The organism is Nitrospira sp. Nam80 (assembly GCF_965152575.1).
In genome coordinates, this window is record NZ_OZ224216.1 from 2,359,886 (window position 1) to 2,371,430 (window position 11,545).

The window sequence follows — 11,545 nt, forward strand, 5'->3', positions numbered from 1 at the left end:
AAGAAATGTGGGCGAGAGCCGTATCAGGCGCCCGGGCGAGCGAACGGCCTGAACTCAAATCGCGCACCGCCAAGAATGGGACTCACCAAGGGCGGGCGCAGATCACCCTCGCTCAGTCGGGTGAATCCGTGGGGAACGGCTTCATTGGCCCGCTTAGCGGACGGCTGTAAGCTCGGTGTCTTAACCTGCAATGCGCCTCGCTCTCCAATGCTCAGCACATTATTGAAGAGCGGTGGGGAAACAGCATTGAGAATAGCTAATGTGGTGCTCGTCGCGCCTAAATAGAGATGATTACTGTCCCCAAAAAGGGCGTTCGGCAAGCACGAGATCGTTTCAATAACCTTCATACCCATCCTGGATTCCAGATCAGATAAGTAACCTTGAAAGTCGGTCTTAAACGAAGTCGGCAGATTTTTACACGAAACTTCGCTAAAGGGCATGGTGTACCAGAATACTTGGACATGGTTGGATTGTGCCAGATCAATCAATTTCTTCAGATAGAAGTCCAACAAATTGGATTTGACGAATTTACCTTTTTGTATTTCTTGATTAAGGTCCGTCGCGCCCGGCTCCGTTCCGTAATAATGATGACCATGCGAATCAGCTACCTGCGTATAAGTATCCTGGTTTGTGTGCCATCTTTTTTCTTTGATTGCCCGTCTCATGCTGTCCAAGTACGTACTGGGCAGAAAGAGATACTGCCATCTCCTATCCTTTTCTCCAAGCAGCTTATCGTCTAAGCGAGAAGAGGTGTCCATAACTTCGCGGTATTCTTCAGAGCTGAGGAAGTCATACTTCACCGTCATGTCCCAAAACCCATCCGCCACACCGAGATGAAATGGAGCATAGCTCACCACCAGTCGAGCGGGGGCAGGGTTATTCCGAAGATAGTTGGCCAAAAGATAATATCCCTCGATGGGCGTCTGCCCGGCGAGTGCAAGGTTCATCGTTCTCCTTGCAGTCAAGTGTGGTATATAGCCGGATTTGGCTCTGGAATCCCCGATGACTATCAAATCCTGAGGGCTTCGTGAGGCGGAAGTAATCACCTGTTTTACATGGAGCCACAGCGAATATTCACGGTCCAGAAACATCATCTTCGAATTATGAACGAACACCATGGTGGCAAGGTAAGCCAGCAGAAACGAAACGAATAGACCTGTGAGATACAAGCCGTATGCCAGGTTCTCAGAGGTATGTTGCGATGGATGTGTGCTCATCGACTGCGTCAAAATTGGAAATACAGAAATTCATTGCTTTTCGTAAGCGCCACTATCGCAAAATAGAACATCAACCCCACCGTCACCGCCCATCGCAGATTCGGTCTCCAGCAAACGGCCATCGCATAGCCACTCCTTACCTTGCCGAGTCTTTCAACTGATGCGTCACCGACTCGGTCCACCAGTTCTTGTGAATTTGGCGCACCCAGACAGATGAGCAATAAAAGGGGTGACACGAAATATCCGAGCATGCTCGTCGAAATGGCACCCGTACCGTTTAGACCGATCATTCCAGTCAACATGTTCATTGCACCAGAAAAGCTTGCAGCTCTAAACAACGTCCACGCGACGACAATGGCAAGCAACGTCAGCATTTGCGCACTTGCCCGTCCCCACCAAGTCGAATGTGTCAGGTCATGGCCCAATGCGGAACGCGCTGACCGCCAAGCATGATTGATAACCAAATAGATTCCATGCAATCCGCCCCACGCGACAAAAGTCCATCCCGCGCCATGCCACAAGCCGGCAAGCAGCATAGTGACCATCAAGTTCGCATATCGCCGAACCGGCCCTTTGCGGCTTCCACCTAAAGAAAAATACACGTAATCACGAAGAAACCGCGATAGTGTCATGTGCCATCGCCGCCAGAAGTCGATGATGCTGCAAGCCTTATACGGTGAATTGAAGTTCAGCGGCAGAGAGATGCCGAACATCCGGGCAATTCCGATTGCCATATCGGAATAGGCCGAAAAATCAAAATAGATTTGGACCGTGAAAGCGAGGGCTCCTCCCCAAGCCTCCCAAAATGTGAGTGCGACTTCCCCTTCCGCAGTCTGAAATACATGTGTGGCATAGGAGGCGACATGATCTGCTAAGATGACTTTTTTGAAGAATCCAATGACAAAAATCGTCAATCCAATGGCTACCTGCCGGGTGGGAAACGTGACACATAAATTTCGTCCGAACTGTGGCAGTACTTCTTGCGCACGAACAATAGGTCCCGCAATCAGCCGTGGGAAAAAGGTGACGAACAAGCAGTAATAAAGGAAGCTGGCCTTTGGCGCTTGGTCTCGGTAGGTGTCAACGAGATAAGCGATCTGTTCGAATGTCAGAAATGAAATCGCTATTGGGAGGATAATTTGAATATGCGGGATGGACAGAAAAGGCAAATTCTCGATTAGGAAATTCGCATATTTGAAGTATCCGAGCAACCCGAGGTTGAACGCGATGCCGGCCCCCAAAATCCACCTTTGTTTCCGGTCCCTCAATGCCACCGCGATGCAGTAATTGACTAGGATAGAAAGAAAGAGCAAAGGGAGATATGAAGGATTCCAGTATCCATAAAAGAAAACCGACGCCGCGATGAGCCAACCTATGGCGAATCGATGACACCCGGAGCGACAGAGCAGGAAGAATACGGCGGCCGTCCCAGGCAAGAACACAAATACGAATTCGAAAGAATTAAATAGCATGGAATACTGGCCCTATCCGGCCGGTCGTCTAGAAGGTTCGAGCGGCAGGCCAGGTTCGGCCGGAACGTTGCCGAACCTCCACGCGCCAGTAAAACAGGGGCGTGGCGGCGGCTCTGGGATGTTTCCTACCGTCAGGCCGGCCGATAGCTCCGCAAGGGCCTCCACCACCCTGACACCGGCATCAATGTGCAAGTTGGTATGGCCGGTAAGGCGGGTCTCATAGCCGCCCCCGCCGGGCCCCATTGCTTCCGGAGTAGGCAGGTAACCGCAGAACCCGTTCGCGAGGGACACGGGGAATGTGAATGGAAACTGACTCGCCTCCTTTAGGTCGAGGCCAAGCTGGCAGAACATCTCCCCAGGACTGCCGAGAAAGACGGCCGGACCAATTTGGATCGCTTGAACCTCGACCTCCGCTTCTCCCGCGCGATCGAGAAGGGCATCCAGGAGAACGATCTCCCGGGCAAAGAACCAGTCAGCGGCGTCTATTCCAGGTGTGTCGCATTGCACAATTTCTCGAGCCCGCTCTACCATGGCAGGGCACGGTCGACGACGAGGAATATGGATGACTCGGGACGCAGCCTTCACCGGCTGCAGTTCGCCGGGCATTTGGTCCAGTAGCGTCTTCACCGCCTCAGCTCCGATCCGCCCGCCTATTCTGCGGGCCCAGCGTTCACCGGTCTGAGCGGTGTATCGACTGAGCGTATCGACCGGAGCAATGTCACCGCAGGCTCCGTTGAGGAATACCACCACTGCAGCCGGTCCTAAGGCCGCTCGAATCACCTGTTCCAGATAGAAAATCCAATCTGCGGAGGTGCCGCCCGGTTTTGTGGTGGGATGGCAGGCGTAGTTGATCACACAGCCGCGAAGGCGGCCTTCTGCATCCCACGCTCCCACCGCCCCGACCGCCGGGTCGATGGGGCCCGCCGGTTCTAGAATGTCCGGGTTTCCCTGTCCCGGAAATGTGTACGTAAGACCGTTCCGCATACGGAACCGTCGATTGAACGCGGCCTTTGGTTCGCGGCCTGTGGCCACGCCGCATTGTGCTTCCCTCATTGTCTCGTTCGCCTCTGAAACGGCGAGGATAATCTGCTGCTCGACATGGTTTAGATAGATTGCATCTGCACAGGGAGAACGCTCGTAGGCCAGTCGTTGCACCCAATCAGGCGCGTGATCGAACTGGCCCGGTTGATACAAACCGAGGGGGCCGGCGCTGTGGGAGTGTGTGGCGGCAATCATGATTGATTCAGGCGAAATGCCGCAGCGATTCGCAATTCCGCGGCGGGCCCTGTGAACGAGACGGTCGGAGACGATGACGGCGTCTACACTGACTAAGGCAACGCGCGTTTCGGTGTCATCGAATACAGCCGCCCGCACTTTACAAGGATCGTGCATAGCTCCATTGTGAAACGTCCTGCGCGAGGCGCCGGGCATTTCCAAACCTCTATTCGGCGTGATGTCTCGTTCTGCGAATCCCGTTCTCATAGGTAAAATACGGTATGGCGCCTCGCGCACCGGCGCGCGCAATGACAGGGCCGTACGATCGTCGGCTTACGCTTCAGTCTCAAGAAATAGTCGCGTTTTCACGGCTTGACGACGTACGCTGAAGGCATCGTTGCAAACGTAAAGCTCTTGATCGGCACGTTGTCGGGCAGGTACTCACGTACCGCCCGTGTTTCGCCGGGCGCAATTTCGTGATTGAACTGATCGAATATCATCACCCCCCCGCTGACGAGTCGGGGCCAGAAACGCGGAAGGCAAGCACGGACGACCTCGTAGGCACCTGCGTCCATGAACACCAGCTTGAATTGTAGATGAGGATACTCGCGGAAGAACTGATCAAGCTCCTTGGTGACATCGAGCCTGTGTATGTAGGCGATGTGGTCCAGATTCTGAAGCGAGACGAGCTTGCAGATCCGCTCGTAGTCCACGGGACCGCAGGCATCCTGCTCCACCATCCGCTGCACTCGCGGCAAAGACTCATCGTCGCCGTTTCCGTGCTTGATGCCTTGGAACCAGTCAAACCCGTGTACCAGCGTAAGGGATTCAGGTTCGAAGATCTGTATCAGCTTGGCGAAATACAGCATGCTCGCCGCTTTGTAGACACCGACCTCAGCAATATGGCCCGCTAAGCCCAGAGTGCGTTTGTAGGCTTCATAGAGGGCCAGGTAGCGCGAGATGTTCATGTGTCCGGCAAAGGCGGGATTGTAATGGATGTAGTCCAGTTCCGTGAAACCAAGTTTCAGGATCTCTTTGAGCCCGGACCAGTAGGGATCTCGGCGTGTTGCGAACTTTGTGTATTCCATGAAAACACCTCACGCTAACGTCAAAGTGTGAATGCGTCGAAGCCCGATCTTGTGCGCCGCGCTACTGAAAAAGCCGTTTTACCTGCTCGGAGGTCGGAAACCCCGGATGAAGAGTTTGTGTCTCCGCATGCAACCGAAACGCGCACGGATAACCCCGTTCCACGAAAGTCGATTCCTCGAGGTTGTCGAACCGCGTGCCGCAGGCAATTCGTAGTCCAGTGCGGGTTCCTGACCCTGTGCGATGAACAAGAAGGCCTGAGAAGATCACGACGTCACCCCGTTCCATTTCCACGGGAACGAACGCGTTCTCGTCGAGCAATCCCGGCTCAATGGTGATCAGCGCTCCTCGGGCATTCGCGTTGCTCCTGTCGCCAGGAAGCACCCCCAATTTGTGGCTACCGGGAATGATTTCAATCGGATAAAAATCACGACCGACGTTCATCAAGGGCGCCCACAAGACAAACTGGTCAAGGCTCCCTTGAGCCGAACACCAATCTTGATGAGCGCCCCATCCAAAATAACCGCCGGGAATTCTGAGTTCTTCCGCTACGACGTGAATAGCTACGCCGCATGGCAGCATGCTGACTCGACACCCCAACTCGCCAAGGAGCCGCATCACGTTTTCGTGCATCGTCAGAGCATAGACCGACTGCAACTTACTGCCTAAGCGCAGAATGCTGAGATACAAGTCCCGGTCTATGTCGAAGACTGTCCGCAGCTTCTCCAGCAACGGTGCGTCACGCAGTTCCTGCGTCAAGTGCCCTTTCGACTCAAGGATTTGTATCGCAGCGAGATCAAGGTCTTCTATCACTTTCTTCATGACCTCATCCGGAATCACTGCTTTGGCGATCACGTATCCCTGTTCTTTGTAGGACGTTCGTAATAGGGTCTCGCCGGCTATCATGGTGTTCATCAGTTGTCCCCTTTCAAGACGGAGGGAGATGCCTGCCCTGATTTCATCGATCGATGAGATCGTTCCACTGCACGGCGTGATATCCGTCGCGGCGTAGGCGCTGACAAACTCTATCTTGTTGCCCGGGATTGACGGCCACGAGCACGGCGTCCGGATCCAGGTCACGCAGATTCGAATACTTGATCACGGGTTTGTTGAGATAGTTGGTTGCCTCGGGATCGTCGACAGTACAGGCTCGCACACGATCCCATATGGCCGGTGCATATCCAGCGAGGTTGCCGGACCAGCCGCCGGTCCCGAAAGAAACGAGGGTCTCCCCCTCTCTCATTCTTTCGTCCAGCTTCTCTTCAAGGGAGGACCAACGGCGTAGATACGCGTTCCGTTTCTGTTCCAAATGATCCACCTCATCCTGATCGAGCAGCGGCACCCTGTCGAATTCGCGTAACTTGGGATCCGAGACTGCGGTAGCGACCAGAAGTTGATTGAATTCGCGTGCTTCATCGAGAACAAATTCGTGTCCACCACGGCGAAGCAGCCCCGCCTTGGCCGCCACGGCGGCGAGATGACGAGGCGCGAATGAGAAGACATGATCCGAATGGATGATTTCAGCATGAGGGACCGCCCCGTTAGGACAAATCGTTACGACGATGCCTCCGGCCGCCAGACAGGCGGCTTGGGCGGCGAGAAAAGCTATGGGATCAGCCGTGTGCTCTATAACGTGGATGCTGAAGATGAGCTCAAAGGGCTCCTCCCTTATGTCCCTCAACGAGGATTCGACCATCTCCTCGATGACGCGATGACCTCTGGTTCTCGCGGCATCAGCGGCTTCGCGGGATGGTTCTGCCCCGACAGTTTCGGAGTGAGGCCACAGTTTCCTTATGGCGCTCAGCGCGCCCCCGTCTCCGCACCCGATCTCGAGAATTCGTCTGGGGCGAAGCGGGTCTACGGCGGCGGCAATGAGTTGGACCAACGCGGGATGACGGTGGGAGTTAAAGGCTTCGGCACCGGGGCGGTTGCTGTACAACGCGTACTGCTTTCGGTACAGCAACGCTAAGTCGCCAATGGGTGCTCGATAACCAAGCCCGCACACCTTGCAATGGCGCCTCCGTAGCGGCGACGGTTCCATGACGCCGTCGACGCGAACCGAACGAGTGGGATGCGGATCCACCAAGCCGGCCCATTGCTCCGATCCACAGACGACACAGGGGCGTTCCATGTGCGCGGTCTTCATGCCATTCAGAAAGCCGGGCCTGCTCGGGCAGTGACGATATCAGCGTGGCACCGCCGCGGCCTTTTGCTCTATTGAAGGCTCTTCCACCTGAAGTTCGATGGCCACTCGGTACTCCAACGCCGGCACAAACTCGAGGTCATGATACCGAGCCCCAACGATCGAGACTCGGTTCCCAGTGACTTTCACGCGATCCTCCGTGAGCCACTTCACGACCTGAAGCAAGGTCTTGCACTGCTGTTCGAAAATTCGGTGCCGCAAGGCCGCGCGACTCAGATTGGGATCGACCGCACAGGCGGTCTGCATGATGATCTTCCCTTCATCCATGACATCTTTGATGAATTCCACCGTGGTGCCGATGATTTTGGCGTGGTAGGCCGTTCCGTCGCCGAACCCATCCATGCCTTTGAAGGCCGGCAGGAGAGACGGGTGAAAGTTGATGATCCGATCAGCATAGGCGTCTCGAAAATCCTTGCTATAGAATTGGGTGTAAAACGAGATGACATAATCGATTTCATACCGCTGCATGTAGTCTGCGAGCCGGCGGCAGAAGGCCTCCGGGTCCTGCTCATCGAACAAGACCCCCGGCACTCCCCACGCCTTGGCTTTCTCGATTGCGCCGTTTGCTTGGTCTGCGACAACGGAATGGACCATGTTTCGAAGAAAGGCGTCGCTCAGCACGCAGTTCATCACCGATCCCGAAGTTGAGACGACAAAGACGAATCTGTTCTCATGCCTGGACATACGTCCTCCCGTTCCCACCGTCTCCGTGCGCCACTCTCGCCGACGTTGGCCGAATATCCATCACCGCACTGCGTCTGCCTCGCTCCTGATGGGACCGCCGACGCCGGCGCCTCTGCTGGATGTGTTTACGGCGCGGGTCTTCGCCTCACAACAAGACGCCACGACATGGGATGAGTTGACCTCTGTCTTGGAACCATTTCGGGGTTCCATCCACGGGAATTCCCAGTCGTCCTCGAATTGGACGGTTCCCCAATGCGGTCGGATCGTAGGACCGGTGAGATAGGGGTAGAGACGCGGTTCCATGATGGCTTGTGAATTCTTGTTGCCCAGATCGAGATTGTACTCGAGCCAGTACCAGAAGCGTCCCAGATCCAGCCGGTACGGCACATGTTCCTTGATTTCCGTCGTCCACTGGTACATACCCCACATGAGCTTGCCTTCCAGAATGGCGGCCCACAGCCGCTCTGGGACGTAGATCGACTGGTCAACAGGTTCGGCATCTTCCCAGTCGATCGCAAATCCATCCTGGGGGTCGGCCTTCAGGACAAACGAGAAATTGGAATGGTCCCCTTCCACGACGACTCGAAAACGCCCGCTGAAGACGATGCCGTCCTGCGTGATGTACTTATTGATGGTATCCGTGTGCAGGCGCGAGCGTTCGAGGAGGTTGGTCCGATCGGATGCATCGATCCACGCATTGTAGTAATCGACCTTCTTCTGGAGTTTCTGTTTGCAGATCTTGACGAAATCAAGGTGGCGATCCCAATCGATGTCTGGATGGTTGCGGACGATGCCGGTCGCCATGGACCAGGTGTCGGACGGGTACAGGGTGGCGACCTCCCGTTCAGGATAGTTCTGACGGATCCAATTTTCGAGAATCTTCGGGGTGGATCGTCCTTGCCAATTGTGGCTGAAGTAGCGGTCATCGTACCATCCAAAGTCCCCGGCAAACGGAACGATGCGCCTCAAGTGCAGCATTTCGATCAAGCGCTTGTGCAACGTAAAGGTCTCGCACTTGTTGCGAACGGCCTTTTCCTTATCCTCCTGCGACATGCGATAGCAAGCCGGAAACACGGTGGCGCTGGAGGTCTGGATGAACCCGATGTCGAAGGACGGCCAGCGAGAGTGAATCTCGGCACAGAGTTCTTCGTCGTCGCAGTTGTCGTTCATGTTGATGAGACGTGTTCCGGGATGATCGAAGACGATACCAGAATTCTCCCAGTCGTGAGAGCGCGACTTGGCCGATGGGATGACAGTCAAGTGCGCGCCGCCGCCGAGGGACACCGTTTCCCACGGCTGAATCTTTCTGATGCGATGAAAGCCCATTTCCCGCATGGTGCGCTCCACCAGCTGCGCCCGCAGGCACGGACGGTTGGAATATTCCGGCAGAAGAACCTGGATGTCACGGGAGATATGATTAATGGACGGGATGTGGAAGTGATCTTCGTGTGAATGCGTGATGTAGAGATAATCCAGGTCTTTCAACAGAACGTCCGGCGGGATCACCGCCGGAGGAAATTTCCACAACGCATAGTCATAGACCGGTTCGTTCAAGAACCACGGGTCGCACAATAGCGAGCCGAATTGACCGTCGATACGGAGGCAGGCATGCGAGACATAGGTGACCGTGAGATCCTTTTCCATGACGTGTTCCTCTCTGATCGTGACTTGGCTATCGGCGGTAGTCCGCCACTTGTTTCGGCAACAGCGCATACCCTCGTTTCATGTCGATGCCGAAATGTTCGTTGTCGTACGGGACCGAACAGTAGCCGAGCACGGCCTTTTCCCGATCGGAGAGGCGATCATACAATTCTTGAGGCAGATTGGCCGGAATATCGAACGCTTGCTTGATCCACCACCGACAGAATGTGGCGATCATGGCCCAGCGTGTGCCTCCACTGGTATTTTGGCGAGCGCCGTGCCAGATTCGACTGTCCCAGAAAACCAAATCCCCGGCGCTGGCCTTGATCGGAACAGCGGTTGGAAAGGCCTCTTGGACACAATATTTCCCCGAGAGATGAGAGCCTGGAATGAGAACCGTGCATCCGTTTTCTTCGGTTTGGTCCTCCAGCACGATCGAACACTGCATGATATAGCAGTAGGGTCCTGAGTATGGAATGAACGAATCAATGTGCAGTGGCATTTGGTGATTGCTACTCCGCGCCAAAAATGACCGCAGGATATAGTTCGGCGCGTCCGCCGGCATCGAAGTGAACCATCGATCGTTCAGAAAATGCATCAGGATCGATTCGATGAGTTCGTTACCGAGCACCATGCGGAGAAAGAAGAGATCCTTGCTTTGGAGATTGTAGACCATCGGCTGGTCCCGATTGAGGAACGGCATGCGATCGGACTGGCTGGCGACCGTGTTCTCATACCAGGTCCGGACGAGTTCCAATGCCTTGGATACCTCCTCCGTTGTGAACGCTTGAGGAATATAGCAATATCCGTCACGCTCGATCGCAGCGATATACCCATCGACTGCCGGCAGCACACTGCTTTTCTCCGTCATCGGTTGTAGTGACATACTGTCCTCCCGTAGATGCTCGGTCGCTTCGGTAGATCAATGCCTTAGGGATGGATGTGGCAAAGGCCTTTTTTCCGCCCGTACCGGATTGAACCGGATTCGATTGAAGGTCCAAAGAACGCGCGGCGAGACACGAACTGGCACTACTCATGCGTGTGCGATCATTTGTGCAGCCTTTCTCCGGCCTGATGGTGATGAAGAGTTGAGAAAGATCAACAGCTGACCGAATCGAGGGAAGTTCGGAACGTCTCCCGTGATTAGAGGAGTTCTCCGGCGCGATAGGCTGGGAAGTAGGTTGTTTCACCGTTACTGGACGCGCCGGTGAGTTCTCGATACACCGCATCGTTGAAAATTCGGCAGCAAAGATACACGGGGACGCTCCCCGTGCTCCAGCCTTGCTTGAAAACGGAGAGCCCATCGGTCCCGTCGGCTTTCGTCCCGGCTCCCCCGCCGAAGTCCACCCATCGGACTCGTCCCGCGAAATAGTTCAACACGAACCACTTCGTGGCGTAGGACGCCCTCACTGAATAGCCCAGTTCACTGAACGCCACCAGGTGTCCATACGCCACATCATCCTGGAGATACCATAGGTCCAATCCTACCGGCTCGTCGCCCGCGCGTGCCTCAAACATGACCATTCCGGGGATGGCGAACTGGGTGGCAAAAGCCCCGGCGGAGAATGCGCGAATTCCCGTGATTCGGTGACGCGCCGTTAAGGTCTCAAAGAACTTTATCCATTGTGTGAGCCGCGAAGCCGGATCAAGACAATGTGACACGCACACTTTCTTAATGACCCTGGCGACGGTATCTCTGTGAGACTTCTTGACAATCTGGTCGATCGGCCGGGTGAGATCGGCGACGTAATGAGACTTGAAGGGAATGACTTTGGAAAAGCACCGTTCGAGCAGTTCAGGATCATACGGATCGAACGGGGCCGGTACGATCATGAGACTCACCAGCTCCGTGCCGATCTCGTCGAGATCTTCCGCAAGGCGCGACCAGTGCCTGCAACTGAATAAGGGATACGGGCCAATGGCATCCCGGTAGCTCGTTCCAGGGATCTGCCGCTCTAAAATCCAACCGTCGCACCGTGGTAGATGACGGGGGGTGCCGAATTCGCTAAGTGAGGCCGCATATGCGG

At 55.1% G+C, this 11,545-nt stretch carries 10 protein-coding genes; all 10 read right to left on the reverse strand.

Going from position 1 to position 11,545, the window contains the following annotated elements:
* Positions 1 to 23: 23 nt before the first annotated feature.
* The 10 genes from ACWGXE_RS11050 to ACWGXE_RS11095 all read right to left on the reverse strand — a co-directional run bounded on the left by ACWGXE_RS11050 (position 24) and on the right by ACWGXE_RS11095 (position 11,351).
* Entirely contained in the window at positions 24 to 1,217 is a 1,194-nt protein-coding gene (locus tag ACWGXE_RS11050; RefSeq protein WP_447603694.1) for a hypothetical protein, read from the reverse strand.
* Positions 1,218 to 1,225: 8 nt separating this feature from the next.
* Entirely contained in the window at positions 1,226 to 2,458 is a 1,233-nt protein-coding gene (locus tag ACWGXE_RS11055) for an MBOAT family O-acyltransferase (protein ID WP_447603696.1), read from the reverse strand.
* A 243-nt stretch (positions 2,459 to 2,701) separates the two neighbouring features.
* Positions 2,702 to 3,925 carry a hypothetical protein gene (locus ACWGXE_RS11060; protein WP_447603698.1) on the reverse strand — a complete coding sequence of 408 codons (1,224 nt, stop codon included), beginning with the start codon at positions 3,923 to 3,925 and terminating at the stop codon, positions 2,702 to 2,704.
* 344 nt (positions 3,926 to 4,269) lie between these two features.
* Positions 4,270 to 4,992 (reverse strand): class I SAM-dependent methyltransferase, encoded by a 723-nt coding sequence (locus ACWGXE_RS11065; protein WP_447603700.1) that lies wholly within the window; start codon positions 4,990 to 4,992, stop codon positions 4,270 to 4,272.
* Positions 4,993 to 5,053: 61 nt separating this feature from the next.
* Complete coding sequence (locus ACWGXE_RS11070) at positions 5,054 to 5,905, reverse strand: phytanoyl-CoA dioxygenase family protein (protein WP_447603702.1); 852 nt, start codon at positions 5,903 to 5,905, stop codon at positions 5,054 to 5,056.
* A gap of 43 nt (positions 5,906 to 5,948) precedes the next feature.
* Complete coding sequence (locus tag ACWGXE_RS11075; protein ID WP_447603703.1) at positions 5,949 to 7,121, reverse strand: class I SAM-dependent methyltransferase; 1,173 nt, start codon at positions 7,119 to 7,121, stop codon at positions 5,949 to 5,951.
* A 54-nt stretch (positions 7,122 to 7,175) separates the two neighbouring features.
* Positions 7,176 to 7,877, reverse strand: coding sequence for a phosphoribosylglycinamide formyltransferase (purN, locus tag ACWGXE_RS11080; RefSeq protein ID WP_447603705.1), 702 nt, complete (start codon positions 7,875 to 7,877; stop codon positions 7,176 to 7,178).
* A gap of 60 nt (positions 7,878 to 7,937) precedes the next feature.
* The gene (locus ACWGXE_RS11085) at positions 7,938 to 9,521 is read right to left on the reverse strand and encodes an MBL fold metallo-hydrolase (protein WP_447597830.1); all 1,584 of its coding nucleotides are present in this window, start codon (positions 9,519 to 9,521) and stop codon (positions 7,938 to 7,940) included.
* Between the two features lie 28 nt (positions 9,522 to 9,549).
* Positions 9,550 to 10,404 carry a phytanoyl-CoA dioxygenase family protein gene (locus ACWGXE_RS11090; RefSeq protein ID WP_447597831.1) on the reverse strand — a complete coding sequence of 285 codons (855 nt, stop codon included), beginning with the start codon at positions 10,402 to 10,404 and terminating at the stop codon, positions 9,550 to 9,552.
* A 257-nt stretch (positions 10,405 to 10,661) separates the two neighbouring features.
* Positions 10,662 to 11,351 (reverse strand): GNAT family N-acetyltransferase, encoded by a 690-nt coding sequence (locus ACWGXE_RS11095; RefSeq protein ID WP_447597832.1) that lies wholly within the window; start codon positions 11,349 to 11,351, stop codon positions 10,662 to 10,664.
* Between the last annotated feature and the right edge of the window lie 194 nt (positions 11,352 to 11,545).